The following is a 26,964-nucleotide window of genomic DNA, read 5'->3' on the forward strand; positions in this document are numbered from 1 at the left end:
GATCGAGCGGAGGAGGCGGCATGGCCGGCGAGAAGACGGCGAAGGTGCCGGTTGAGGCGTACGAGCGGGAGCTGTTGCGCCTGCAGACGGAGCTGGTGAAGCTTCAGGAGTGGGTGCGCACCGAGGGCGCCCGGCTCGTGGTGGTCTTCGAGGGCCGGGACGCGGCGGGCAAGGGCGGCACGATCAAGCGGGTGTCGGAGCTCCTCAATCCGCGCGTCGCACGGACCGTGGCGCTGCCCAAGCCGACCGAGCGCCAGCGCACCCAGTGGTACTTCCAGCGGTATGTCGAGCATCTGCCCGCCGCCGGGGAGATCGTGCTGTTCGACCGGAGCTGGTACAACCGCGCCGGCGTCGAGCAGGTCATGGGCTTCTGCACGAAGGAGGAACACCAGCTCTTCCTTCGCCAGTGCCCGATCTTCGAACGGATGCTGGTCGAGGAGGGGATCCTGCTGCGCAAGTACTGGTTCTCGGTGAGCGACGCGGAGCAGCAGAAGCGGTTCCGGCGCCGGCTGAAGGATCCGACGCGGCGCTGGAAGCTGTCCCCGATGGACCTGGAGTCGATCACCCGCTGGGAGGCGTACTCCCGGGCCAAGGACGACATGCTGGTGCACACGGACGTCTCGGAGGCTCCGTGGTACATCGTGGAGAGCGACGACAAGCGCCGGGCCCGCCTGAACATGATCGCCCACCTGCTCGGCTCCGTTCCGTACCACGAGGTGAAGCCACCGGTTCTCGAACTGCCGCCCCGGCCGGCGTCGACGGGCTACGTGCGCCCGCCGCGCGATCTGCAGACGTACGTCCCCGACCACGCGGCGACCCTCTGAGTCGCTCATCCCCGTTGCGGTACGACGGCGACCGGGCAGGCGGAGTGATGCAGGAGCGTGTGGGCGATCCGGCCGAGCTGGAGTCCGGCGAGTCCGTGGTGGCGTCGGACTCCGACGACCAGCAGGTCGGCGCCGTCCGAGGCGTCCAGCAGGATCCGGCGGGCGCTGCCCTCGGCGGTCCTGCGGTGCAGATCCACCGCGGGATGCTCGTCCGCGGCCTTGCTCAGCGCCGACTCCATGATCTCCGCGGCCCGCTGCTCGTGCAAACGGGCCGGTTCACCCTCGAGCAGCGGGTCGTCGGCGCTCTCGTACGCCGGACAGCGCCAGGCCCGTACGGCGTCCAGGGTGGCCTTGTGGACCTCGGCCTCCTCGAAGGCGAACCGGGTGGCCACCGTGCCGTGCGGCTCCTCGCCGACTCCGAGGACCACACGCCGGTACGTCGTGGCCCCTGCCTGGTTGTCCTGGTCGCCGCGCAGCACGATCACCGGGCAGGCGGCGCGGCCGGCGACCGTGAGGCTGACCGAGCCGAGCAGCAGTTCGGCGAGGCCGCCGCGGCCGCGCGACCCGAGGACCAGCGCGGCGGCGGTGTGCGCCTCGTTCAGCAGCACGCTCGCCGCGTCGTCGGGCAGGACGTGGGTGGTGACCTTCACCTCGGGGGCCCGGCGGTGGGCCCGGCGCGCGGCGGTCTCGACGATGTTGTCGGCCATCATCTGCTCCGAGGACCTGCCTGGGCCCTCGGCGAGCGCGGCGCCCTCGTAGCGCTCCCACAACGACGCGTACACCAGGCGCAGCGGTGCGCCGCGCAGCGCGGCGTCGTCCGTCGCCCAGTCCACGGCGCGCAGGCTGGGCTCCGAACCGTCGACGCCCACGACCAGGGGCAGCTCCACCGTCCTCACCGTCCTTCGCCGGAGACGAGGGGCCGGGACGCGCGGATGACCCGGATGGTCCCGTGCGCGGGCACGGCCACCATGACAAGTCTCCCTCCACGCTCGTACGACTGCCGCATTCATGGGCGCTCTCCTCGGGTGGTGAGGCGCGTCTGATGGTGAGTCGTGTCGGTTGATCGGTTGTGTCGTCGGGTGATCGGTCGTGCCTGGTGATCGGTCGTGCCGGGCCTCAGTCGTGCGGGACCACGGCGACGGGGGCGGTGGCGTGGTGCAGTACGGCATGGGTGACCGGCCCGATGTGGACGCCGAGCGCCGAACGGCGGATACGGCGGCCGACGACGACCAGGGAGGCCTCCGCGGAGGCCTCCACGAGGTGGTTGGCCGCCTTCCCTGACAGGGAGTCCTCGACGACGTCCACCGTCGGGAACTTCTGTCGCCACGGCCGCAGCACCTCGCTCACGGCGGCGGCCTCCCCCGCGCCGATCTGGGCGTTCAGTTCCAGGTCAGGGGGCATGCCGTACGCGATGTAGGGCGGCTCGTTCCAGCCGTGGACGACACGCAGGGAGGCGCCGCGCAGGACGGCCGCCTCGAAGGCGAAGCCGATCAGGGTGTCGTCGGGGGCCGTGGTGTCGAGCCCGAGCACAACGGGTCGCGGGGCCGGAACGCCGGAGTCGGTGCCCGAGGTGTCTCCTTCGGCCCGTACGAGGACGACCGGACGCTCGGCGTGGGCCACGACGGCCAGGCCGACGGAGCCGACCACGAAACCGCCCATCCCGCTCAGGCCACGGGATCCGAGGACCAGCGGTTCGGCGTCCTTCGCGGCGTCGGTCAGCACCTCGGCCGGCCGCCCGGTGACCTGCTCGACGAGCACGTCGACCCCTGGGTGGGCCGCCCGCAGTTCCCCGGCCGCTTCACGCGGTATGTGGTCGCTCCACTGCTGACGGGTCTCGGGCCCGAGCAGTGGGGCCTGGGCGATGGGGGTCGGAGCGGGCTCCCAGACGTTGACCAGCTTCAACGGCAGCCGGCGCAGCTTCGCCTCACGGGCCGCCCAGTCGGCGGCGGCAAGGCTCTCGGGCGAGCCGTCGAGGCCTACGGTGACCGTGCGGGGCATGATCTCCACCTCCTGAGCCGGGATCGCTCGACCCCGGTTCCATCGTCGTGTCGTGGGGGTTCGCGGTGCAGGGGCCGCAGGTCCCCGGAAGGGGCCGATCGGCCCTATGCGCCCGCGGGGCGAGTGTGGGACGGCGGCCCTGTCCGCAGGGGCTGTTGGGCCTTGTCCCGCACGACCACACCAAGGGGCACCGCCTCTGCCCGACGCCCTTCGAGGAAGCCGGCTACGTCTCCCTGTCACGGTAACGGCCTCCGCGCCGGAGCCACTCCCGGAAGGCGGCCAGGGCCGTGGGCAGGGTCGGGAAGATCCGGTCGGCGCCGATGGCCTCGGTCAGCCCGAAGGCGTCGAGGTCGTCGCGCAGGTCCTGCTTGACGCGGGCGAGCGCGAAGACGATGTGACGCTGTTCGAGTTCCTGGCGCAGGGCGTCGACCGCGTCGAGCGCGGTGATGTCCACCTCGACGATGGCCTCGGTGTTGAGGACGAACCAGTCGACAGGACCTTCGTGTCGCTCGACCGCCGCCAGCGCCCGTCGCTTGAAGTCCTCGGCGTTGGCGAAGAACAGGGGCGAGTCGTAGCGGTAGACGAGCAGACCGGGGACCGTGTGGGCCTGTGGATAGTCGTCGACGTCGTGCATGCCGGCCAGTCCCGGCACCAGACCCTCGATCGCGTCGTGCGGGCGGGCCACCCGGGTGAGCAGCTCCACGACGGAGAGCCCGACCGCCACGAGCACGCCGTACAGGATGTCCAGGGCCAGCACTCCGGCCAGACAGCCCAGAGCCAGGAGCAACTCCCGGCGCCGGAAGGCGGCCAGCCGCCGGAACCCGGCCAGATCCATCATGCGAACCCCGGCATAGACGACCAGGGCGCCCAGCACGGTCGCCGGCGTGTGCGCGAGGAGCGGGCTGAGGAACAGCAACACGGCGAGGACCACCGCGCCGGCGACGAGCGAGTACGCCTGGCTGCGGCCCCCGGCCGAGTGCGCGAGCGCGGTACGGCTGGCGCTGCTGCTCACCGGGAAGCCGTGCAGCACGCCCGCCCCCAGGTTCGCGCCTCCCAGGGCCAACAGCTCCTGGTTGGGGTCGAGTTCTTCGCCGCGGGCCGAGAAGGCGCGCGCGGTGAGGATGACGTCGGTGTAGCCGACCAGGAGCACGCCGATTGCCGGCAGTACCAGTTGCGGCAGGTCTCCCGGCGTCGGCAGGCCGGGGCTCGGCAGCCCGGCCGGTACCGCGCCGATGACGGCGATGCCGTGGTCCTCGAGTCCGAAGACCGCGACGGCCGCCGTGCCGAGCACGAGGGCCAGCAGGGGACCTGGGACACCGGGGAAGAACCGCGCGACCGCGAAAAGGAACGCGATCGCCGCCACAGAGAAGATCACCGTGGCGGGATGGGCTTCTCCCAGGTTCCTCACGAAGGAGAGCAGTTGAGGAAAGAACTCGGATCCCGAGGTGCGGACACCGGTCAGTTTGGGGAGCTGGTCGACGATGATGATGAGCGCCACGCCTGTCAGGTAGCCGACCAGGATCGGTCGTGACAGAAGGTCGGCGAGGAAGCCCAGCCGTGCCACCCACGCCACCAGGAACATCGCCCCGACCACGACCGCGAGCCCGGCGGCGAGCGCGGCGTACCGGTCCGGGGCGCCCGCCGCGAGGGGCCCCACCACGGTGGCGGTCATCAGCGCGGTGGTCGACTCGGGCCCGACGGACAGCAGCCGTGACGAACCCAGCAGGGTGTACAGCAGCAGGGCGGGAAGGATCGCCCACAGTCCCGCGACCGGCGGCAGTCCCGCGAGGCCCGCATAGGCCATGACCTGCGGAACGAGATAGGCCGCGACGGTCACTCCGGCCAGCAGGTCGCCGCGCAGCCACGAACGGTGGTAGCCGGCCAGTACGGCGAGGCCGGGAGCCGTCCGCCGCACGAGACCACGTCGGCCCGCCCCGGCGGCCGCATCCGAGCGCTCGGACATGGGGCTCCCTTCGTCACCTTCTTCAGCATCGCCCGACGGTAGTCCCGCCGCACGGTCGTCCCGCCGCACGGCCGATCCGCCGTCGCCCGGCCGGACCGACCGACGACTGAACGTGTCGGCAGACGGACGAAGCCCGCGCCCACCGCAGACACGATCGACCGCGGTGCGGCCAGAAAGAGACATGCCCGAGTGATCGCGACCCAAGTGCGCTGAGATGGCCCGAGCGACCCCGTGCGGCGGGTCCCTGGGGGGCGAACGTGGAAGAAACGATCAGTTCGGCTTCGGCCGCACCGGACCCGGCGTCCGGCTGCGTGGCGTTGACCTGCTGTGGCGGGGAGTGCGGTGCCCGTTCGGGAGGCGCCGAGGACAGGTTTCGGGGGCTCCTGGAAGCGGCGCCCGACGCCATGATCATCGTGAACGACACCGGGACGATCACACTCGTCAACGCCCAGACCGAAGCGCTCTTCGGCTACGGGCGCGAGGAACTCCTCGGCCGGACGGTGGACTTGCTCGTACCCGACCGCTTCCGAACCCACCACTCGCTGCACCGCTCCAGCTACGCCGAGAATCGTCAGGTGCGTCCCATGGGCGCCGGGCTCGAACTCCACGGCCTGCGCAAGGACGGCACCGAGTTCCCCGTCGAGATCAGCCTCAGCCCCCTGGAGACCACCGACGGCCTCCTCGTCTCCGCCGCCGTCCGCGACGTCAGCGACCGCAAGGCGGCCGAGGACCGGTTCCGGGGATTGCTGGAGGCGGCGCCGGACGCCATGGTGATCGTGGACGACACAGGGACGATCAGGCTCGTCAACGCCCAGACGGAAGCGCTCTTCGGCTACGGGCGCGAGGAACTCCTCGGCCGGACGGTGGACTTGCTCGTACCCGACCGCTTCCGAACCCTCCACACCACGCACCGGACCGGCTACACCGACAACCGTCAGGTGCGCCCCATGGGCGCCGGGCTCGAACTCCACGGCCTACGCAAGGACGGCACCGAGTTCCCCGTCGAGATCAGCCTCAGCCCGCTGGAGACCACCGACGGCCTCCTCGTCTCCGCCGCCGTCCGCGACGTCAGCGACCGCAAGGCGGCCGAGGAACGCATCAACGAGCTGGCCGCGCTCGTCGAGTCCTCCCAGGACGCGATCCTCGCCAAGACCCTCGACGGGCACATCACCTACTGGAACGCCGCCGCCCAGCGCCTCTACGGGTACACCCGCGCCCAGGTCATGGGCCGCCATGTGTCCCTGCTGGCCCCGCCCGACCACGGCCACGAGATCGACCTCCTGATGGACCGGTTGCGCAACGGGGAAAGGGTCGAGCACTTCGAGACGCTGCGGGTCACCCGTCACGGCGATCTCCTCGACGTCGACATCACCCTGTGGCCGACCCGTTCCCCCGACGGTGAGGTCATCGGCGCCTGTGCCATCGTCCGCGACATCAGCGATCGCAAGCGGGCCGAAGCCGAGCTGACCGTCCTGTACGAACAACAGCGGCACATCGCCCTGACCCTGCAGCGCAGTCTGATGGGCACTCCGCCCGCCATCCCCGGTCTCACGACCGCCAGCCGCTACCGGCCCGCCACCCAGGGGGCCGGGGTGGGCGGCGACTGGTTCGACCTGGTCCCGCTGGGCGCCGGCCGCGTCGGCGTCCTGATCGGCGACGTGATGGGACGCGGGCTGGAAGCCGCCGCCGTGATGGGCCAGTTGCGTTCCGCCGCACACGCCCTGGCCAAGACCGGTATGCAGCCCCGCCAGCTCATGCAGGCCCTCGACGCGGCCGTCGCCGACCTCGACGTCCCGGACCAACTGGTCACGTGCTGCTACCTGGTGATCGCGGCCGACGCGGGCGCGGTGACGATCTGCTCCGCCGGACATCTGCCCACCCTGGTGGCCACCCCGGGCGAGGGCGCCCGTGCGCTGTCCGCGCCGGTCAACGCGCCCCTCGGCGTGGGTGATGTCCTCTACCAGCAGTGCAGCGCGGTCATCCCGCCCGGCGCCACCCTCGTGCTCTACACCGACGGACTGATCGAAACCCCCGGCAGCGACATCGAGGACCAGCTCTCCCAGCTCACCAGCACGCTGAGCGACCTGTTCAGCACCGCCCCCGACCTGGAAATGGCCGCCGACCACGTCCTGACCACCTTGCTGCCCGACGCCGAGGGCCACAACGACGATGTCACCCTGCTGCTGACTCGGCTGCCCGACGCTCCGCTGGCCGCCGTCTCCCTCGACCTCCCGGCGGTCCCCGACTCCGTCCCCGAGGGCCGAGCCTTCCTCAGCAAGGCCCTCACCTCGTGGGGCTGCGCCACCAAGTCCGACGACGCGCGGCTGCTGCTCTCAGAAGTCCTCACCAACGCCGTTCAGCACGCCCAGGGCCCCATCGGACTGCACCTGTGCAGGACCGCCTTGGACCTGACGGTCGAAGTCGGCGATCACAGCCCTCAGTTGCCCCAACCCCGCTTCGCGGCCGAGGACGACGAATCCGGGCGCGGACTGATCCTCGTCCGCGCGCTCGCCGACGACTGGGGCGTGCGACCCACCGACGACGGCAAGACCACCTGGTTCACCCTCCACCTGTGAGCGATCCCGCCGTCATCGTGCTGCCTGGTGACCTCGTGCTGCCCGGCGTCGCCTCGTCCGGCGCTCACTTGCCGGAGGTGGCGGTACCCGAGCCCGAGCCGCTGGACGGGCCCTGACCGCTCAGGACGAGTTCCTTCGCCCTGCGGAACTCGTCGTCCGTGATGTCGCCACGGGCGCGGATCTCGGACAGCTTGGCGAGTTCGTCGACGCTGCTGGTTCCGCTGCCGCCGCCCGCCGCCTGCCGGATGTAGGAGTCGAAGGCCTCCTGCTGTGCACGGGCCTGATTCACCTCTCGGCGACCCATGTTCTTGCCGCGGGCGATCACGTACACGAGGACACCCAGGAAGGGCAGGAGGATGACGAACAGGAGCCAGCCGGCCTTGGCCCAACCACCCAGCTCGTCGTCACGGAAGATGTCGATGATGATCCGGAAGAGCAGGATGAACCACATGATCCACAGGAAGAACCAGAGCATGCTCCAGAAGACGCTCAACAGCGGGTAGTCGTACGCGAGGTACATCTGTGTGCTCATGTCGCTCCTCCATCCCGGGCGTTCGCCCGGCGGTCGTTCCTCCCGATTCAGCATGCGCACGGCAAGGTTCGTCCGGCCTCACCCGGGACGGGTGAACGTCCCCGCCGAGTCTCAGGGCGACTGGGCGGAGCCGTAGGGGGCCGTGGCGCGTGCGCGGCGCAGTGCGGCCCGCCAGGCGAAGGCGAGGACCAGTTCGATCAGGCCGAGCAGTACGAGCCACAGGCCGAGCAGCCGGGTCAGGGCGCGGGCGGACTCGGTCGGCAGGGCGAGCACCACGACGCCCGCGACGATGCCGAGCGCCGCGGCGCAGAAGACGACGCCACGGTGCGGGAGGGCCTTCATGGCGATGGCCGTGTAGGCGGTCAGCATGCCGGACGCGAGCCAGACGACGCCGACGATCAGCGAGAGCGCGGCGATGGTCTGCAGCGGGTTCCTGAGGCACAGCACCCCCGCCAGGACGAACAGGATCGAGAGCAGGAGCCCGGGAATCCGCTCGCCGTGCTCCTCGCGGCCGAAGACCGCCACGAAGCGGAACCCCCCGGTCACGACCAGATAGAGACCGATGAGTACCGCCAGGATGTGCAGGGTCTCGTCCGGCCACACCAGCACCAGGATGCCCGGCACCAGCGTCGTGATCGCCGAAGCCAGGATCCAGGTCCATGAGCGGCCGAGTCCCGCCAGGAGTTCCTCGGGGTCGGTGGGTGGCAGAGAGGCAGCCTCTTCGGGCCTCGGCCCGGCCTCGGTACGCGGCGCCGGACCACGCGATTCGGTCATGGCTCCTCCTCACGCGGTCGAGTCCTGACGCGGTCGAGCGGGTCGTCGCCGGACCGCCGACGGGACGGTGTGCGGGGACTTCACCGGCTCAGCGTCCCGCGCGCCGCCCGTTGCCGGGTCACCCCCGGCGGGTGATCGTCCCTGCCCCCGGGACGGCGTACGCCCGGTCACTCCGGCAGCCGGCGCATCTCTATGACGTGCAGTCCCAGCGACTGGCAGCGGGCCAGCAGCCCGTACAGCTGGGCCTCGTCGACCACGGGGCCGAACAGGACGGTCTGACCGGACATCACCACGTGATCCATCTCCGGAAACGCCTTGGTCAGCGTCTCCGTCATGTGTCCCTCGACACGGATCTCGTAGCGCATGGGCTCGGAACGACCTTTCAATGCGTCAGGCTTTCAATGCGTCAGGACGAGCTTGAACGAGATGATCAGCAGGCCGAGCAGCAGATTGATCGAGGCGGTGACGGCCGTGAGGCGCCACGAGGCGCCCGCGCGGCGTGCCGCTGCCGCCGACCAGCCCACCTGCCCGGCCACGGCGACGGCGAGCGCCAGCCAGAAGGTGCCTTGGAGGCCGAGGCCCAGGAGCGGGCTGACGGCCACGGCCACGGTCGGCGGGACGGCGGCCTTGACGATCGGCCACTCCGCACGGCACACCTCGACGACGGTCTTCCGGTCCAGGGCCTGCCGGGCCAGACGCGCCCCGAACAGCTGGGCGTGCACGTGCGCGATCCAGAACGCCACGCCGGTGCCCAACAGCAACACCGCCAGCTCCAGGTGGGGGAACGAGCCCAGCGTCCCGGTGCCGATCACCACCGACGCGGCGAGCATGGACCCGTAGACACCACCGGTGTAGTCGGCCTGCGCCCGGTGGTCGGCGTCGGCCGCCGAGGCCGCGGCAGGTTCGGTCCGGGGCATCAGTGCCTTCTCTCCGATTCAGCGCACCGGACCGGGGGGCATCGGCCGCATCCTCGGATTCGGGATGCTTCGGACGCCCCGTCCGCGCGGTCGGCAGGTGCGTGGTGACGAGGAAACCGGCGAGGGTGATTCCGCCGGTGGCGAGGATCGCCGCCTTCAAGCCGTCGAGCTGCGCCGACGCGTACGAATCCGTGACGGCGTCGACCTCGGACGGCGGCAGCCCGGCACGCTCGGCCGCCGAGCGCACCTGGTCGGTGGGGACGAATTTCACCCCGGCTTCGAGGGCGATCGCGGTCTGATGCCGGGTTTCGTCCGACAGGGACGGGTTCTGCTCGACGTGCGTGGTGAAGGCGTTGGCCAGGGCGCCGATGAGGAGTGATCCGATGAGCGCGGTGCCCAGCGCGGAGCCCAGATTCTGGGCGGTGAACTGGAGTCCTCCGACCTCGCTGCGTTCCTGTTCGTCAGCGCTGGACTGAACGACGTTCCCCAGCTGTGAGGCGAGCAGGCCCATGCCCACCCCGAGCAGGGCCATGGCTCCGGCGAACTGCGCATCGTCGATGACCGGCTCGATGGTGGCCAGCAGCCACACGATGGCCGCCGCCAGGGTCACCAGGGCCAGTCGGACCACCCGGCGCGGTCCCGCCACCCGTCCCAGCCTGGCGGCGCCCATGGAGGTGACAAGCATGGTGATGGACACGGGGAGCAGTCTCAGACCCGTCTGGAAGGCGTCGAAGCCCTGCACGACCTGCAGGTACAGCGGGATGGTGAAGAACAGTCCCAGCAGGATGAGGTTCTGGCTCAGCAGAGTCATCAGACCGGATCGCAGGGGAGGCCTGCTCAGCAGAGGCAGGTGCACCAACGGATCGGCGCCGTGGGCGTCCCGTCTCCGTTCCCAGTGGACGAAGAGCGCAAGGACGACCGCGCCCGCGCTGATGACGAACAGCGTGGGGGCGAAGCCCAGCACGGTGAAGGGCGGGTTCCGGGGCTGTACCCATCCCCAGGAGCTGCTCTGCAGCACACCGAGCACACCCAGCCCGAGTCCGGCCGCCGAGAGTGCGGCACCCACCACGTCCAGCCGGGGGCGCGGGTCGGCCCGGACGGATTCGGCGACCACCCGGTGGAAGCAGAGGATGGCCGCGACGACCACGACCTCACCCGCGAAGACCAGGCGCCAGGAGAGGTACGTCGTCACCCAGCCGCCCAGCAGGGGGCCGACCGCGATCCCCGCTCCGGCGAGTCCGCCGATGACTCCGTAAGCGACAGCCCGCTCCCGTCCGTGGTACGACTCCGCGACGAGCGCCGCCATGGCCGGAAGTACCAGCGCGGCGCCGAGTCCCTCGATGACGGACCAGCCCAGTGCGAGGACCCACACAGTGGGAGCGAGGGCGGTCAGGGCCGACCCGATGCCGTAGACGACGAGCCCGAGGATGAACAGACGGCGACGGCCCAGGATGTCCCCGAGCCTGCCGCCGATCATCATGAACGCCGCCATGACCAGGGCATAGAGCGTGATGACGGCCTGGATGGTGGTGACCTCGGTGTGGAAGTCCTCGACCAGTTGGCTGATGGAGACGTTCATGACGGAGGTGTCCAGGACCATCAGGAACTGGGCCGTCCCCAGGACGATCAGAGCCCGCCAGTGCTTCACGGTGTCCACCTCACCGAGTCGGCCCGGGACGCCGGTGGGCGTCACCCGGGCAGCGACCGCCGACGACCGGCCGCCCCCTCCATGCCAGCTCAGAAGCCCGTCCGGCGCCTCACCCGCCACGGGCGAGCCTGCTACCGCGCGGCCATGACCACGGACCGGTGGAGCCGTGAACAAGTCATGGCAACCGCAGCTCGCGTGCCCGGCGCACCGCGTCGGGAGTCGACCACGATCTGGGGAGTTTCGACTGGCAGGCCGATCCCCCTGCCGCCCGAGCAGCCCGTCAATGACGGCGCGCCCCTTACTCCCAGCCTCCGGCATGAAGTGGGCATAGTAACCAAGCGTGACAGTGGGCGAAGAGTGCCCGAGCCATCGCGCCAGCGTCACCACGGACTCCCCCGCCTCCAGCATGATCGAGGCGTAGGTGTGCCGCAGCACACAGGTCGACCATGGGCGCGATCAGGGGTGCGATGGGGTGGGGAACTCCGAGCCGACGCGCAAGGGTCCAGACGTTCCCGAAGGAGAAGACGAAGGCGAGTGCGGCTATGGCCGCCATCACGGGCGTCCGCCTGGTACCGCAAGCAGCACCGCTTCCGTCCACAGGAAGAGCTGACGGCGCTGTGGGAGGCGGCAGCCGACGAACACGGCGGTGCCGACACCTTGCGCGACCAGCCGCTCAGCTTCGCGTCGATGACGCGCTCGCCCGCCGAGCCTGACGGCGTGCGGCTTTCGGGCTCAGGCGTCGATCGCCGTGCGGATCGCCTTGATCTTCTCCTCGGTGAACACGCCGCTGTCGAGGAGGGGGAGGACGGAGAGGACGCCGCCGCTGGAGCCCCACCATGTCGACGGCACCGGCCACGATGCGGTCACGCGACGGCGCGCTGGATGGGGCCAAGGCGATGCCCCTCTCTGGCTATAACGATCGTCATAGTCTAGCGTGAGCCCGGCTATAGCGACTGTCATAAACCGTGTGCACCTCACAAAGGGAGATTTCGTCATGCCGATGATCCGGCTCACCGTCCCGCCCGGCTCCCTGACCGAGGAGGGCCGTACGACCGTCCAGCGCGACCTGGCCACCGTCCTGCTCCGCTGGGAGGGAGCGCCCGACACCGCGTTCTTCCGCGCCCAGGCGTGGAGTTACCTTGTCGAACTGCCAGAAGGCGCACAGACCACCGCCGAGGACGACGCGCCTCGCTTCCTCGTGGACGTCACCGTCCCGCAGGGCGCGCTGTCCGAGCGCCGGAAGGCGGGCCTGGTCGAGGATGCGACGAAGACTGTGCTCGGCGCCGCCGGGCTGCCTGAGGACGACGCGCTGCGGGTCTGGGTGCTGGTGCACGAGCAGCCCGACGGCACCTGGGGAGCTGGAGGGTCCGTCATCCGCTACGCCGACCTGGTGGCACTGGCAAAGGGGCAGCGCACCGATGCGTGAACTGACCTACGTCGCGAAGCGCACCGTCGAGTGGCGCGAGGCGCCCGACCCGAAGCTCCAGTCGGACCAGGAGGCGATCGTCGCCCCAGTCACGGCCACCTCCTGCGACGTGGACTCCGCGATCCTGGCCGGGCACGGTTTCATCGACCCGCCGTTCGCTCTCGGTCACGAGTGCGTGGCCCGGGTCGTCGAGATCGGCGACGCGGTGACGGCCGTGGCCCCCGGCGATCTGGTGGTGGTCCCCTGGTCCATCAACTGTGGCACCTGCGCCAACTGCCGCGCAGGACTGACCGCCCACTGCACGGCCGTACCGCACATGGCGATGTACGGCGCGCCGATCGGCGGGAGCTGGGGCGGGCTCTTCTCCGACCTGGTCCGGGTGCCGTGGGCGGACGCCATGCTGGTGCCCCTGCCGGAAGGTCTGGACCCGGTCGCGATGGCCTCCGCCAGTGACAACTGGTCCTTGTCCTGGCGGCTGGTCGCACCCCACCTCAAGAACAGGCCCGGCGCCCGGGTCCTGGTTGTCGCCCGCGGCAGCATCGGCCTGTACGTGTGCGACATCGCCCGCGCACTCGGTGCCTCCAACGTCCTCTACGTCGACCCGGACCCCGAACACCGCGAGATCGCCCGCGGCTACGGCGCCGCGACCGCCGAGGCGCTCGAACCCATCCGCCACGGTTTCGACATCGCCGTAGAGGCCACCGGCCGCGTCGACCAACTCGCTCTGGCCGTCAAGTCCGTTGCCCCGGAAGGCATCTGCGAGTCAGCCGGCAACCACTTCCGCCCCGGCGGACTACCCCTCCTGGACATGTACCTCACCGGCGTCACCCTGCGCATCGCCCGCGACAACGTCCGCAACCACATCCCCGACGCCCTCGACCTCGCCCGCTCCGGCAAGGTCGACCCGGCACGGGTGGTCTCCCACGTCCTCGACTGGGAGCAACTCCCCGATGCCCTGCCCGAGAAGCACCTCAAGCCCGTCTTCGTGCGCGCCGACGGCTGACCACGACGCGACCACGGCGACAACACCCCGACCGAGAAACCCGATGAACGTAGTACCGACAGAATCCCCGGCGACGAACCCCGACACCGCAGGAACGACAGGAGAGGACCTGGACCACCAACGGGCCGCGATCGCCGCTCTCGGCCACGAACTGCGGGCCCTGGTGGACGCCACCGTACGCACCGCGGCCCCGACCGAAGTCCTGCACCAAATGACGGACGAAGTCCGCCGCATCACGGGGCAGTTGACCGGCCGACGACGTACCCGAGCGGAGATCCCGGCCGTGGACGAGTTCCCCGGAGGGGTACGGATGTACAGCCCCGTCACAGGAACCGGCAGTCCCCTCGCTCCACCCATGCAGGTGACTGCGGACAGTGGTGGCGTCGTGGGCCGCTGCACCCTCGGTATCGCCCACGAAGGACCGCCCGGCTACGGGCACGGCGGCATGAGCGCCATGCTGCTGGACGAACTCATGGGTTGGGCCTGCGCCGCCGCCGGCTTGCCCGGCATGACGGTCTCCCTGCAGGTGCGCTACCGCCGACCCGTCCCCCTGGAGGCACCCCTGCGGGTCTACGCCCGGGTCACGGGCACAGAGGGCCGCGAAATCTTCGTGGACGGCTCGATCAGCACCGAGGAGGATCCGTCGGCCGTCGCGGTCACCGCAGACGGCGTCTTCGTCTCACCCGACCCCGGCCGCACCCGTGCCCTGTTCCCGCATGTCCGTTGAGTGCTGCCCACGTCACACACCACTGATCAGCTCAGCGCAGGTCGTGGCGCATGGCATGGGAGATGAGTTCGCCGATGAGTACGGCCGTAGCCGCCGGGCCGCGCAAGGGGGCATCCGGAAGAATTGACGTGTCGGCCACACGGAGTCCGGCTATGCCATGGACCCTGCCGTACTGGTCGACGATCGTGGCGGGGTCGTCGGCCGGTCCTATCGGTGCGGTGCCGCAGGTGTGGTGAGCGGTTCCCAGGTGGCCCGCGATCCACGCGTCCAGGTCACGGTCGTTGGCGAGTGTTCCGGGGTCGGGACCGAGGAGAGCACGGGAGACCTCGCCGAAGGCGCGGGTGTCGGTCAACGCCACTGCGGTACGGACGCCTTCACGCAGGCGGCGCCGGTCCTCGGGTGCCCGCAGGTAGCCGTAGTCGATGCGTGGAGGCCTCGCGGGGTCGGCGGACCGGAGGCCTAGCCTGCCGGTCCGCCGGGGTGTCTGGGCGGACACCAGGAAAGCCAGTGGGACGCCCGGGACCGTCACCGTTCCGCCGACCAGCGCTGCCATGGGGGTCAGGGACTGGAGGACTTCCAGGTCACCCTCGTAGGCGCCGTCGCAGGAGGACAGGCGCAGGCAGCCGCCCAGCCAGGAGTCGGTGGGTTCGCCCAGGTCCTTCCGCGGGGCCCATTCCAGTAACACCTGGGGGTGGTCGCTGAAGCGGGCGCCGACGGCGGGGGCGTCCTTGAGCACGGGCAGACCCAGGCGTTCAAAGTCTGTGCGCGGTCCGATGCCCGACAGGTGCAACAGGTGCGGGGTGACGAAGGACCCGGCGCAGAGCACGACTTCGCCAGCGTCGAAAAATGGTATGCCGTCCGCCGTGGTCGACGAGCACTCCGGTGGCACGGCCGCTGCTGATGCCCACCCTGAGCACCCGGCTGTTGCCGACGACGGTCAGGTTCGGGCGGTTGAGAGCGGCCCGCAGGTAGCTGACGCCGGTGTTGAGCCGCAGTCCGTCGACAGCGTTCGACGGCACCGGGCCGAAGCCGCATCGAGCACTTCCGCCTCAGCTACCCCAGGCTGACTCGCCCTCCAGAGAAGCGCAACACCCATCCCTCCCGCTCAGCGCGTGGACCTTCCCACACCAAGACCTGCCGCACCGGACTCCCCCTCCCCCTGGTGTTTGTGACGAGCTTGGGGAGAACTGATGTGCGGGTGGGCGGGCATGGCGGGTTGGCTCACCAGGGGCGGGTGACGGTGTTGGTGTCCAGGGCTACGGAGCCGTCGCGGGCCAGGGTCTGGCCGTTGACGGTCGCACCGGCATTCACAGTGATCGATGTCGCGGCCAGGATCCTGCCGGCGAAGGCGGTGTCGGTGCCCAGAGTGGCTGAACTTCCGATCTGCCAGATGACGTTGCGGGCTGTGGCGCCATTGGTGAGGAGCACGCCGCTTGCTGTTGCCGTGGTCAGGGTCGACCCGATCTGGAAGATCCATTCGGCGTTGCGGTTGCCCTGGGCATCCAGCGTGAGTGCGCCGGTGAGCCCGATGGAAGAGGTGGCGTTGTAGACGCCGGGAGTCAGTGTCAGGCCGCCGAGGTCTCCGGAGATGCCGGCGTCCGGGATCCGGCCGGCGGCGTTGTCGTACGTCGCGGCCAGATCGGCGTGGGCCTGAAGGGCGTCCGCATCGGCGGTGTGGATGGTTCCGTTCACCTGGCCGGGCGGGAATCCGGTAATGGACACTCCCGGGCTCACTCCGAGGTCTCCGGTGACGCTGGTGGGTCCGGTGTTGGTGACGGACTGGCCGCCCAGCACCGCGAAGCGTCCCAGATACGTGTAGGCGCCCGAGGCGGTGGCGGTGCCGCCGAGGGTGGTGACGGAGACATCGGCCGAGCCGAGTGCCCCGGCGGGTACCAGGGCGTCGATCTCGGTGTCCGAGGCGATCCGATAGGAGAGGGCGGGTGTGCCGCCGAAGGTGACGCTGGTGGTGTAGGAGAACGCGGTCCCGGTGATGACCACGAGGTTGCCGCCGTCCACCGGTCCCGAGTCGAGGGTGACGACGGTGAGGGAAGGCGAGCCGAGATAGGTGTAGGCGACTCCGCCGGCGATTCCGCCCCTGGTGCGTACGGTGACCGCGACCGGGCCCGTGGAAGCCGCCGCAGGAACTGTCACGGTGAGTTGGCCGTCGGAGTCGCCGGTGAATTCGGCTGCCTGCGTACCGAATCGGACCTCGCTCGTGGTGTAGAGGCCGAGGCCCGTGAGGGTCACTGTGTTGCCGCCTGCCAGGGGGCCCGCGGGAGGCGGGATGAGGCGGAAGGAGGGCGGCGGCAGGTAGTAGAAGGTGCCGACAACTCCCGTTCCTCCGGGGGTCGTCACGGAGACGGGCACGGGGCCGTGACCGGAGGGGGTGACGGTGGCGGTGCTGGTGTCGCTGACGACCGTGAAGCTCGCGGCCTGGCGGGAGCCGTAACGCACGCCGATGGTGTTGGTGAAGTGGCTGCCGGTGAGGGTCACCGCATCGCCCCCGCCGGTGGATCCCTGATTCGGTGAGACCGCCATAGGGGACTCCTTGAATCCATCAGGTCGACGAATGGGGAGCGTTTCGAGCCGACCTCTCCGCCGACCACCACAGCCGTTCGTTACCCGAAGGCTGTTCGTTACGCGAAGTAGCCCACTGGCGGGTGACCGCGGCAATGACCGGGGAGCTAATTCACCCGAAAGAGGAGGTCTGGCGGTCAGGGGGTGGAAATGGTGATACACCCCGAGCGGCAGTGCCGAAACCATCGACCGGATACGGCATGGAGAAGTCTGTTCAATTCCAGCTTCGCGGATAATACAAAAATACTAAAAGCTATTCACATATGCACCGTTAATGCGCCGCATTTCACCTCTGTGCGCTCATTCGAATGGCTCGCGTCCTGTCAAATGCCTTGCGCATAAGGCCACTCGAATGGGTTACTCGCACTGTTCGTTTCGACGGATGAGCGAACTTTCGAATGGTGTGCGAGCGAATCGCTGATCCGGCGTCGGCCGACGTCGGACCAACGGTGCTCTTCAATGGCCCTGCATATCAGGCAGGCGGCCGACACCGCCTGGCCCGAGCATCACAGCAGGGCCACCGAATTACCACTTGGCCAGTGGACACGAGAGCCGACTCGCAACCACTCGAGACGTACGCGAATCCGAACGTCCACATCACTACTCGCAATGTACCGCATTGCGGGCGAGGAGGAATCGCTCATGCCTATCAGCCCGAACCAAGGATCAAGTGGGGGCGGCACACTCGTCACCATCACCGGCACCGGCCTCAGCGGCACCACCGCGGTGCGCTTCGGCACCCGGTCCGCCACCGCCGTCACCAACGTCTCGCCCACCCAGGTCACCGCCATCTCCCCCTCCGGCAACGGAGCGGTCGGCGTCACCGTGACCACTCCGGGAGGGACGAGCAACCCCATCCCCTTCTACTACGTCGGGGCGCCGTTCAAGCAGTCCCTCAGCCCGACCTCCGGGTCGACGGCGGGCGGCGGAACCGTCACCATCAACGGCACCGGCCTGTCCACCGCCACCAGCGTCGCCTTCGGCGCCAACTCCGCGGTCCCCACGGTCGTGTCCGACGGCCAGATCACGGTCGCCGCACCGGCCGGTGCCGCAGGCTCTGTGGGAGTCAGCGTCACCACGGCAGGCGGCACCAACAACGGGCTCTCGTACACCTACGTCGCCGCCCCGACGGTGACGACGGTCACCCCTGCTGAGGGACCGACGACGGGCGGCACGACCGTGACCGTGGCCGGCACCGGCCTCACCAGCACCACCGCCGTCACCTTCGGCGGAGCCCCGGCGCCCTTCACCGTGATCTCCGACACCGCGGTGTCGGCCGTCACGCCTCCCGGGACGGCCGGTGCCGTCGACGTCGTCGTGACCAACGACGCCGGCAGCGCGACCGCCGTGGGCGCGTTCACCTACGTCGCCGGGCCCGGCATCTGACCCCCCTCAAGGGTCCGGCCACCGCCGACGGCAGTTGTCCTGTCCGGAGCGGATGCGCCGACCCCGCGGGGTGCCGTGCCCGTCTCCCAAGCCCCCGGCCCGGAAGTCATCCCGGGCCGGGGGCCCTACCCGTCCGACCGGTCGCCACGCCCTGACCCGACTGCGAGCGTTCTTCTCGGCCCGGCTGGAGCCCGCGTGACGGGTGGAGGCGGGCGAATCCGATCAGTAGTCTCCCGCCCTCCTTGGGGCGGAGCCACACCATACGGAGACACCGTGGAAAACAGTGATCTCGCGGCGCAGGCGGTACGGCCGAGCGTCGCAGCCGCCGCACCCGTCCTCAGTTCGGTCATCCCCAGCACAGGGCCCTCGGCAGGCAGCAGCACGGTCACGTTGAACGGCAGCAGTTTCACCGGAGCGACCGCGGTCAACTTCGGCACCAACCTCGCCCTCAGCTACACGGTCGACACCGCGGCGAAGATCACCGCAGTGACACCGCCCGGCACCGGCGCCGTCCCGGTCACCGTGAGGTCCCCAGGCGGGACGAGCAATTCGGTCACCTACACCTACGCGGCCACCCCGACCCTCACCACCGTCTCTCCCAACCAGGGTCCGGCCTCGGGCGGCACCACCGTCATCCTCACGGGTACCGGCCTGACCGGAGCCACCGCGGTCACCTTCGGCAGCAACGCCGCCACCACCTACACCGTCAACTCCGCCACCCAGATCACCGCCGTCGCGCCCGCCGGAACAGGAGCAGTCCCCGTCACCGTCACCACCATTGGCGGTACCACCGGTCCCGTCTACTTCTTCTACCTGAACGCCCCCTCCCTCATCAGCGTCTCTCCCAACCAGGGCCCGGTCTCGGGCGGCACCACCGTCACTCTCACGGGCACCGGCCTGACCGGAGCCACCGCGGTCACCTTCGGCAGCAACGCCGCCACCACCTACACCGTCAACTCCGCCACACAGATCACCGCCGTCGCGCCCGCCGGAACAGGAGCGGTCTCCGTCACCGTGACCGCACCGGGCGGGACCAGCAACACCGTGATCTACACCTACGTGGCGGCACCGGTGCTCAGCGTCCTCTCCCCGGCCCAGGGGCCGACCGACACAGGGGCCGGCGTCACCCTCACCGGGAGCGCTCTGACCACGACAGGCACCGTCTCCTTCGGCGCCACACCCGCCGCCTTCACCGTGCTGTCCGACACCACCGTCGTCGCGCTCGCACCGGCGGGACCGGCGGGGCCCGTCTCCGTCAACGTCACCACGGCCGGCGGCATCAGCAACTCCCGCACGTACACGCGTGTGTCACCTCCTGCGATCTAGACGTGCCGCCCCGGATCGTGCTCAGGAGCGGGCCGACCCGCTTGGGGCGATGCGGATGGCCAGGCCCGCCCATCCGGGGGAACCTCCTTGACCACATCAACCGATCGCGAAGATTTGTCACATAATGCGGATATTTGCGCCTTACTGTGTCACTCCCGAGCAGCGCGCAAGCCTCGGCTAGCGATCGATCAAGGAGTGGGAACAGTGACACGTTGGAAAGACCGGGCAGGCTGGAATCTGGTCACCGTCGCCGCCCTGACCGCCTTAGTGGCCCTGGCCTCACCGGCAGCAGCGGCAGGGTCGTCGACGACCACGGTCCAGGCGTCACCTTCGGCCGCGACAGTCGGACAACCGGTGAACCTGACCGCGACGGTGACCTGCGCTGTCAATCCCACCGGCGGACTCGGCGTGACGTTCTTCGACGGCGGAGACATTCTGGACACCGTGCCCGTCACCGCTGGGGCAGCCGTGTTCACAGCCCGCCTGTCCACCGTCGGCGCACACACGATCACAGCCACCTACAACGGCAACGACGACTGCGGCGCCTCACACGCCGAGACGACGGTAGTGATTTCAGCAGCGTCGGTACCCACGCCTCCGAATGGGCTCTGCCTCCTCGCCTGCGGCGGCCTCATCAACTTCAACGTCGGCGACATCCACAACGAGATCAATATCCACCGCGGGATCTGAGGGTCCTCGGGCAAGAGCCACCCGATGCCGCGTTCGACCGCCCACCGTCTCGGAATGATCGTGAACCCGCGTACTCCCGGCGGGCGTTGGACGGACTGAACGTCGAGCCAAGGCGAGCGCCGTGGTTGATGGCTGTGGCGCGGTAGCCGGCGTCCACCCACGCCTAGCCATGCGGGACGGCGGGTGGACGCCGGCCGCGGTATCGGACACGGGGCGGCGGTACCCAGGACGGATCCAGCCGCACAGGAATGTGGAACCGCTACGCCAAAGAAGGGCGGGCAGTGGAGTGTCGCCCTGACAAGCGTCGGCCAGCACTATCTGGCGCACGGCACGTACCCTCCCCGCGGTTCACGCTCGCAGAAGACCCAGGCCGCCACTCCGCAACCCCCGTCCAACCGCGCGCAGGAAACTCCGGCCTCCGTGCGAAAGCCAAGCTCTCCCCCGCAGCCTCGCGTGACGTTCACGGAGCAGCTGCTGCAAGAGCTCGCGGAGGCGGGCGGCCGGATCGTCAAGAACGGAAGCGGGCCGGATTCCGTAAACTGGCCGTCCCGTATCGCCGCTGCCCGCAGGTCCGGAAGGATCCCGGAGACGAAGGAGCTGTACGGGGGCTGGTGCCGTGGCGGGTACGAGATCGAGCTCGTCGACATCCCCGCCTGGCGTCTTGCCGTCCTCGAACCCGTCCCCGTGCCCTCGCGGCTCGTGCGGCCGCTCCCCGTGGTTCGGGCCATGCAGAACGAACGTCAGCCGCTGGGCCTGACCAAGCCAGTCCAAGGGCGTGCTCTCCGACTCATCCAGGCGCTGATCGCCGCCGCCGAGAACGACGGACACTCCAGTTCGGCAGGACAGACTGGCTTCGCACCCCCGTCTCATCGCCGGCGCAGGGCATCTCCCCACTTCACCATCACCGCGCAGGGACAGACCGTGGGGTTCCTCGTGCTCCAGGAGCAGGACCGGACGGAGCACGTCGCCACCGAGACGGAACTCACCGAGGCGAAGAAGTACTCCTGGGTCAGGATCCCCCGCTTCGACTACACCCCGTCCGAGCGTCTCCGCTTCGTCCTTAGCGGTGGCCAACCGCACCGGGCGAGCGAATGGGCCGACACTCTCGGACGCTCCCTCGAAGAGCAGCTCGCCGAGATCGCGCAGGAGGTCGCCCTCCGCGGCGAAGCCGCAGAACGCAGACGTCTCGACGAAATCGAAGCGGCACACCAGAAGCGCGTCCGCTGGGAAGCTGTCATGGCGGGGGCTCGCCTCCGGTACGCGGAGGCGTACCGCGTCAGGCACCTCGAAGCCCAGGAAGCGGCATGGCGCCACGCCACCCGACTGACCGAATATGTGAGCGCCGTGCGCACGCGAATCGAGGCCATGCCGCCGGGGAAGGCGAGAACCGAAGCCGAAGCATGGATCAGCTGGGCAGCGGACACCGTGGAGCGTCTCGACCCCCTGGAAACTCCGCCCCAGTTGCCCGACATCCCCGAGCCGCGAGCCGACGACCTGAAGCCCTTCCTCGGGCACTGGAGCCCCTACGGCCCCTGACGCGCCACCCGCCCGACGGCCCGCCCAGCGTCACAGCGAGTTGTAGCACGAGGCGTTCAGCAACGGCTACTTCACATCACCGTGAGACCAGGCACATAGCTGGACCCACGGTGACCGCACCACAGTTCATCAGGGCCGGCAGGACGGCCGGACGCTGAGCAGCTCGGTCCGCAGCACGGGCATGCCGTCGACAGGCGCCGGGTCCTGCGAAGTTGGCTCGATACCGCCAGCCGCGATCTTGTCGAGCGTCTTCAGGCCGGCGGCACCGACAGTGCCGAACACCGTGTAGTCCGGTCGCAGCGCGGAGTTGCCGTAGACGACGAAGAACTGCGAACCGTTCGTGTTCGGCCCGGCGTTGGCCATCGCCAGCAAACCGCGCCCGTAAAGGCGACGGACGCCGGTCGGATCGCTCGGTGCCGGCGGCAGGTCCACCGGCAGCTCGTCCTTGTACGCGTACCCCGGCCCACCCTCGCCAGTGCCGGTCGGGTCGCCACACTGCAGGACCTTCAGCGTCGGATACGCCGTCAGCCGATGGCACACCGTACGGTCGTAGAACCGGTGCCGCGCCAGGTGCACGAAGCTCTGGACCGTGCACGGCGCCTTCGCCCGGTCCAGACTCAGCGGGAGCGGGCCCTGGCTGGTCCGGACAGCCATACCGACCGTGCCGTGACTGGGGGTGTGCCGCGGGTCGGGCGGCAGGGGAACCCGCCGCGCCGCCGGCTCGTCCGGGGTCTGGGTGTACTGGCAAGGACCGTGCGTGGTTCGCGGCGGGGCATCGTAAGCGGAGGCGGTGGTGCTGCCCCCGGACACGACCAACGCTGTTGCCGCCAATGCGGTCATGAGAGCTCGGTTCATCCTGCACACCCTCCAAAAGATCGCCAGATTTCGGAGCGGTCGCAGCCTAAAGCGCGGCCCGGCGGGCGAGAACCCGCCCGCAAGCCAAATCCACCTCCCAGCCTTCGGCCCGCGGCCGCTGGCCACTTCGTTCGGATGCAGCACAGCGTCGGCTGGCCGATCAGGGCGTCCACCCGGTGTACGACGGATGCTCCCCGAACCCGGTCGAGCGGCCTCCCCAGTCCACGCAGAGGCCCCCACCGAACGCTGCCGTGCGCATGAGGCGATCTCACCGGGGTGCCGCTGTCGAGACTGACGGTGCCGCTGCCGTCATCTCGGGTCACTCCGGGGGAAGTCACGCATCACAGCCCCTATGAGCGGGGTCCTGACTGTAGCCATCTGACCAGGTGGAAGCCTCCCGGGCCGCATAGCGCTTGAGGCAACGGACGATTTCGCGACGGGTCTTACCCCAGGGCCCCGGCAAGCTGTCATCAAGTCCGCTCGAACTGACATGAACAGGATCACGAGACACTAGCCAACGCCCACCCCGGCGGAACGAATACGGCGAGACCTCCACCAACCCCAGACCGTGTGGCCCACCAGAGCGACCGCAACGGCAACAGCCGTGAACCGAACGGCGGTCCAGGCACCCAGAACAACCTGACTCGGCCCGCGCGACTCCGTCTCCAGACGCATGGAAGTCTCATAAAAAGCCACCAGGGGAACAAGCAACCGGAAGAACAGGCCGCCGATGCCCGGCACCTGTGCGAGGTTCCCCAGGAGCCCAAGAGGTGCTCCGAAGAAGAATGCCAGCACACCCCAGAGGGCAATTCCGGATGATCCCGCACCTGAGGAATCCAGTCCACCCAGGGAGGCCAGGTATCCCTTGGTCAGGTAGTAGGTCACGACACCGATAGCCAGCCCCAGAGGCGCGAGAACAACCGATTCGATTTTGGACCGGCGGAAATAACCCACCAGAAACGCGTAACAGGCCCACGGCCACCCACCGCTGAAAACGGCGCCCACGGCCGCACCTGGACGGCCGCCCCAATGCTCAGCGATAGGCCCTGCCAGGCCAAGCAACAAGCCAAGCCCGAGTAGCACCACAAACGACGCGGCCCGAGCACCCCAAAAGTTCACCCTCTCCCCTTCCGGCCCTAATGTGGCATTACTCCGGGCCCGTGTAAGGCCTTGGCCGATTTACTGCCCCGGCACGGCCTGAAACCGTTGTCCGGGCGGTGGTATTCACGGGCCTTCGCGAGTTTGTACATTCTCGCGATCTGAAGCGGTCCGTCGCCCGATTTGGCACGACCCGCTCATCATCTACTTCGAACATGCGTTCCGAAAAGGGGGGTCTGCCTCAACTCCGCGAGTAGTAGCAGAAGTTGCCCCGCGGTCGGACGAAGCGCAGGCGCAGCCAGGAGGGTTCGACTATGGGCGCTGCTGCGGGAGGGAATGCGCGTTGGCGAGCCCTTCTCACTGGATGTCTGCGACGTCGCCCTCTCCGCGAACGCCATCGAGGCCGAGGACACCAGGACCGGGACCACAGGGCAGACTCCGACCTACCATCTGCGCGAGTGCCAAACCCGTACGCCCGCACGCTGCAGGTGTCGACCGCGACTGCACTCTCGACGCCCGCCCTGGCCGCCGGACCCGCCGGCTCCTCCTTCAACACCGACAGCCCAGCCAAGGGCTGCTCAACGCCTAGCGAAGCTCGTTGAGGGCGTCCTCAAGCAGGTGGAACCGCACGCGTTCTTGTTCGAGTCGCACGTTCGGGCCGAAGTCGCCGCCCCGTAGCCAACGCCGCAGCCGCCCCGGCGGACACGGCTGTCCGCGCGCTCGCCTCGCTGTTCGGCATCCCCGACCTCGCCCCCGCACCCCTGGCCGAACCGGAGCGCAGCTACCTCTCCGGCTACCTTTCCGGTCTCGCTGTGACCCCGCCCGACGGACGCGTCCCCGTCCTGCCGCCGGGCGCACCTTTCGACCCGGGCCACGCCCTATGGGTCGACGGCGTGCTCGCCGGACCGTTCTCCCGCACCGCCGCACCCACCGCCCCCTCCCTTGTGCCCGCGCAGAGCGGCGCGCCCGCAGTCGAACCGACCGTGCCGACCCGCCGCCTGGTCATCCTGTGGGCCTCGCAGACCGGCAACGCCGAGGAGTTCGCCGCCAGCGCCGCCACACACCTCACCCCGGCCGCAGGCCGCACCCCCGAACTGCTGGCCATGGCGGACGCGTCCCCGGCACAGCTGACCTCCGAGGCCGACGTACTCCTCGTCACCAGTACCTTCGGCGACGGCGACGCCCCCGACAACGGCGCCGGCTTCTGGCAGACGCTGTCCGACCCGGACTCCGCACGGCTGGAGGGAATCCGGTACGCGGTCCTCGGCTTCGGTGACTCCAACTACGACGACTTCTGCGGCCACGGCCGCCGGCTCGACGAACGCTTCGACGCCCTCGGCGCCACCCGCCTCCTCCCCCGCACCGACAGCGAACCCGACTTCGAGGAAACCGCCGAGCAGTGGCTCGGCCAGGTCGTCACAGCACTGGCCACAGCAGATGACCGGCAGCCTGTTCCAGCGGGCGCGGTCGAGACGGCGGTCCCCGAACCCGCCGTCACCACCACCCCGGCCGTTACCGCCCCGCCACCCGCGCCAGCACCGGCCGGCTTCACCAAGGCATCGCCGTTCTCCACCCTGCTCGTCGGCAACAGGCTGCTGAGCCTGCCTGGTTCCCAGAAGGAGGTCCGGCAATTCGCCTTCGACACCCGCGACGGCGAACTCGCCTACGACGCCGGTGACGCGCTCGGTGTGTGGCCGGCCAACGGCGCCCCGCTCGTCGCCGAATGGCTCGCCCTCACTGGACTCGACCCCGACGGGCCGGTCGACCTCGGCGACGGCGCGCCCCTCCCCCTCGAAGAAGCTCTGCGCACCCGGCTGGACATCGCCCGCATCACCACCGACCTGCTCAAGTTCACAGCGGACCGCACCGGAAGCCACGACCTGAAACGCCAGCTACGCACGGACAACAAGGACGCCCTCGCGAAGTGGAGCCGAGGCCGCCAGGCCGCCGACGTCATCGCCGAATTCCCCGTCCGCGCCTCGTCCACGGAGTGGACCGGAGTCCTCAAGCGCCTCCAGCCCCGCCTGTACTCCATCGCCTCCAGCCCGCTCGCCCACCCCGGCGAGGTCCACCTCACCGTCTCCGTCGTCCGCTACACCAACAACCTCGGCCGCGACCGCAAGGGCGTGTGCTCCACCTACCTCGCCGACCACGCCGACGACGGCCCGGTCCAGGTCTTCATCCAGCGCTCCCCGCACTTCCGCCCGCCCGCCGACCCCGCCACCCCCATGATCATGGTCGGCCCCGGAACCGGCGTGGCCCCCTTCGTCGGCTTCCTCGAAGACCGCCAGGCCCGCGGCCACACCGGCCCCAACTGGCTCTTCTTCGGCGAACAGCGCGAAGCCACCGACTTCTACTACCGCCAGGACCTGGAGGCGTACCAGGCATCCGGCCACCTCGACCGCCTCGACCTCGCCTTCTCCCGCGACCAGCGCAACAAGATCTACGTCCAGGACCGGATGCGCGAACACGGCCCCCGCCTGTGGCAGTGGCTCCAGGACGGCGCCCACTTCTACGTATGCGGCGACGCGGCGCGCATGGCCAAAGACGTGGACCAGGCCCTCAAGGACATCGCCACCACCCACGGCGGCCTGAGCCCCGACGAAGCAGCCGCCTGTCCGCGGACAAGCGCTACGTCCGCGACGTCTACTGACAGCACGGCATGCGGTGGGCGCAGCGGGTCGCGACGGCGTGGCCCGGAGGAAGGGAGCGTAGAACGGACGCTATTGGCCGCGTGCAACGTAACGTGGCCATGGCCGTGCATGCCTGTCTGGCCGTCCTGCACGCCCGAGAGCCGGGCGCGGGCAAAGCAGAAACGGCCGTGGGGGCGGCGGGCGGAAGAGAGGCCCGAAGCCTCCTCGCTGGGCCGGAGTCGGGCGGTTGGGCCTCTTCCGAGGCCGATGGACCCGTATCGCCCGTACCCTTCGTGGTGACTACAGCGTCCCAAAGCGGGCGCCAAACCACTGGAGGCAACACCACGTGCTGATCGCTCAGCGTCCGTCCCTGACCGAAGAGGTCGTCGACGAATTCCGCTCCCGGTTCGTGATCGAGCCGCTGGAGCCGGGCTTCGGCTACACCCTCGGCAACTCCCTTCGCCGGACCCTCCTC

At 69.6% G+C, this 26,964-nt stretch carries 21 protein-coding genes and 3 pseudogenes; 11 read left to right on the plus strand and 13 right to left on the minus strand.

What is annotated here, in order from left to right; genetic code table 11:
• Positions 1-20 precede the first annotated feature (20 nt).
• The gene (gene ppk2 / locus AQJ27_RS43350; protein WP_067382043.1) at positions 21-824 is read left to right on the plus strand and encodes a polyphosphate kinase 2; all 804 of its coding nucleotides are present in this window, start codon (positions 21-23) and stop codon (positions 822-824) included.
• Positions 825-829: 5 nt separating this feature from the next.
• Here ppk2 and AQJ27_RS43355 read toward each other — a convergent pair whose 3' ends face one another.
• The 3 genes from AQJ27_RS43355 to AQJ27_RS43365 form a co-directional block, all read right to left on the minus strand.
• A complete protein-coding gene (locus tag AQJ27_RS43355) occupies positions 830-1,711 on the minus strand; it encodes a universal stress protein (RefSeq protein ID WP_067382046.1) in 882 nt (293 codons plus the stop codon).
• A gap of 229 nt (positions 1,712-1,940) precedes the next feature.
• A complete protein-coding gene (locus AQJ27_RS43360) occupies positions 1,941-2,822 on the minus strand; it encodes a universal stress protein (RefSeq protein ID WP_067382153.1) in 882 nt (293 codons plus the stop codon).
• 223 nt (positions 2,823-3,045) lie between these two features.
• Positions 3,046-4,785 carry a SulP family inorganic anion transporter gene (locus tag AQJ27_RS43365; protein ID WP_067382049.1) on the minus strand — a complete coding sequence of 580 codons (1,740 nt, stop codon included), beginning with the start codon at positions 4,783-4,785 and terminating at the stop codon, positions 3,046-3,048.
• Positions 4,786-5,189: 404 nt separating this feature from the next.
• Between AQJ27_RS43365 and AQJ27_RS53390 the strand changes: the two genes are divergently transcribed.
• Positions 5,190-7,361: a SpoIIE family protein phosphatase gene (locus tag AQJ27_RS53390; protein ID WP_079065700.1), complete on the plus strand. Its 2,172-nt coding sequence runs from the start codon at positions 5,190-5,192 to the stop codon at positions 7,359-7,361.
• Positions 7,362-7,425: 64 nt separating this feature from the next.
• On the opposite strand, the gene AQJ27_RS43375 is transcribed toward AQJ27_RS53390, so the two are convergent.
• The 6 genes and pseudogenes from AQJ27_RS43375 to AQJ27_RS60305 form a co-directional block, all read right to left on the minus strand.
• A complete protein-coding gene (locus tag AQJ27_RS43375) occupies positions 7,426-7,893 on the minus strand; it encodes an SHOCT domain-containing protein (RefSeq protein WP_067382052.1) in 468 nt (155 codons plus the stop codon).
• A 111-nt stretch (positions 7,894-8,004) separates the two neighbouring features.
• On the minus strand, positions 8,005-8,667 hold the full coding sequence (locus AQJ27_RS43380) for an HdeD family acid-resistance protein (protein ID WP_067382054.1): 663 nt from the start codon (positions 8,665-8,667) through the stop codon (positions 8,005-8,007).
• A 167-nt stretch (positions 8,668-8,834) separates the two neighbouring features.
• Positions 8,835-9,032, minus strand: coding sequence for a hypothetical protein (locus AQJ27_RS43385; RefSeq protein ID WP_067382057.1), 198 nt, complete (start codon positions 9,030-9,032; stop codon positions 8,835-8,837).
• Between the two features lie 33 nt (positions 9,033-9,065).
• Positions 9,066-9,584 carry a hypothetical protein gene (locus AQJ27_RS59370; RefSeq protein ID WP_079065714.1) on the minus strand — a complete coding sequence of 173 codons (519 nt, stop codon included), beginning with the start codon at positions 9,582-9,584 and terminating at the stop codon, positions 9,066-9,068.
• A 34-nt stretch (positions 9,585-9,618) separates the two neighbouring features.
• Positions 9,619-11,232 (minus strand): annotated as a pseudogene (locus AQJ27_RS43390) (MFS transporter); the annotation flags it as partial.
• Between the two features lie 732 nt (positions 11,233-11,964).
• Positions 11,965-12,099, minus strand: coding sequence for a hypothetical protein (locus AQJ27_RS60305; protein WP_268814615.1), 135 nt, complete (start codon positions 12,097-12,099; stop codon positions 11,965-11,967).
• Between the two features lie 127 nt (positions 12,100-12,226).
• On the opposite strand from AQJ27_RS60305, the gene AQJ27_RS43400 reads away from it, so the two are divergent.
• The 3 genes from AQJ27_RS43400 to AQJ27_RS43410 are packed head-to-tail and all read left to right on the plus strand — an operon-like array spanning position 12,227 to position 14,388.
• Positions 12,227-12,658, plus strand: a complete 432-nt coding sequence (locus tag AQJ27_RS43400; protein WP_067382061.1) for a tautomerase family protein — start codon at positions 12,227-12,229, stop codon at positions 12,656-12,658.
• Positions 12,651-13,661: a zinc-dependent alcohol dehydrogenase gene (locus tag AQJ27_RS43405; RefSeq protein ID WP_067382064.1), complete on the plus strand. Its 1,011-nt coding sequence runs from the start codon at positions 12,651-12,653 to the stop codon at positions 13,659-13,661. Before AQJ27_RS43400 ends, AQJ27_RS43405 begins: the two co-directional genes overlap by 8 nt.
• A gap of 43 nt (positions 13,662-13,704) precedes the next feature.
• Entirely contained in the window at positions 13,705-14,388 is a 684-nt protein-coding gene (locus tag AQJ27_RS43410; RefSeq protein WP_079065702.1) for a PaaI family thioesterase, read from the plus strand.
• 31 nt (positions 14,389-14,419) lie between these two features.
• Here the strand turns inward: AQJ27_RS43410 and AQJ27_RS59380 are convergent, their stop codons facing one another.
• The gene (locus AQJ27_RS59380) at positions 14,420-15,214 is read right to left on the minus strand and encodes a GMC oxidoreductase (RefSeq protein WP_067382067.1); all 795 of its coding nucleotides are present in this window, start codon (positions 15,212-15,214) and stop codon (positions 14,420-14,422) included.
• Between the two features lie 395 nt (positions 15,215-15,609).
• Positions 15,610-16,926 (minus strand): ice-binding family protein, encoded by a 1,317-nt coding sequence (locus tag AQJ27_RS59390; RefSeq protein ID WP_067382070.1) that lies wholly within the window; start codon positions 16,924-16,926, stop codon positions 15,610-15,612.
• A 681-nt stretch (positions 16,927-17,607) separates the two neighbouring features.
• Between AQJ27_RS59390 and AQJ27_RS43425 the strand changes: the two genes are divergently transcribed.
• The 4 genes from AQJ27_RS43425 (at position 17,608) to AQJ27_RS59395 (ending at position 21,903) form a co-directional block, all read left to right on the plus strand.
• Positions 17,608-18,351, plus strand: coding sequence for an IPT/TIG domain-containing protein (locus AQJ27_RS43425; protein WP_067382073.1), 744 nt, complete (start codon positions 17,608-17,610; stop codon positions 18,349-18,351).
• Between the two features lie 273 nt (positions 18,352-18,624).
• Positions 18,625-19,677 (plus strand): IPT/TIG domain-containing protein, encoded by a 1,053-nt coding sequence (locus tag AQJ27_RS43430; RefSeq protein ID WP_067382076.1) that lies wholly within the window; start codon positions 18,625-18,627, stop codon positions 19,675-19,677.
• A gap of 267 nt (positions 19,678-19,944) precedes the next feature.
• Positions 19,945-20,367 carry an Ig-like domain-containing protein gene (locus tag AQJ27_RS53405; protein WP_268814618.1) on the plus strand — a complete coding sequence of 141 codons (423 nt, stop codon included), beginning with the start codon at positions 19,945-19,947 and terminating at the stop codon, positions 20,365-20,367.
• Between the two features lie 453 nt (positions 20,368-20,820).
• Positions 20,821-21,903, plus strand: a complete 1,083-nt coding sequence (locus AQJ27_RS59395; protein WP_235613834.1) for a hypothetical protein — start codon at positions 20,821-20,823, stop codon at positions 21,901-21,903.
• A 129-nt stretch (positions 21,904-22,032) separates the two neighbouring features.
• Here the strand turns inward: AQJ27_RS59395 and AQJ27_RS43445 are convergent, their stop codons facing one another.
• A complete protein-coding gene (locus tag AQJ27_RS43445) occupies positions 22,033-22,758 on the minus strand; it encodes a peptidylprolyl isomerase (protein WP_067382079.1) in 726 nt (241 codons plus the stop codon).
• A gap of 510 nt (positions 22,759-23,268) precedes the next feature.
• Positions 23,269-23,763 carry a hypothetical protein gene (locus tag AQJ27_RS53410; protein ID WP_235613835.1) on the minus strand — a complete coding sequence of 165 codons (495 nt, stop codon included), beginning with the start codon at positions 23,761-23,763 and terminating at the stop codon, positions 23,269-23,271.
• Between the two features lie 698 nt (positions 23,764-24,461).
• On the opposite strand from AQJ27_RS53410, the pseudogene AQJ27_RS43450 reads away from it, so the two are divergent.
• A pseudogene (locus AQJ27_RS43450) lies at positions 24,462-26,509 on the plus strand (diflavin oxidoreductase); the annotation flags it as partial.
• Between the two features lie 326 nt (positions 26,510-26,835).
• Positions 26,836-26,964 (plus strand): annotated as a pseudogene (locus AQJ27_RS55120) (DNA-directed RNA polymerase subunit alpha); the annotation flags it as partial.

This window comes from Streptomyces olivochromogenes (genome assembly GCF_001514115.1).
In the GTDB taxonomy this organism is placed as follows: domain Bacteria; phylum Actinomycetota; class Actinomycetes; order Streptomycetales; family Streptomycetaceae; genus Streptomyces; species Streptomyces olivochromogenes.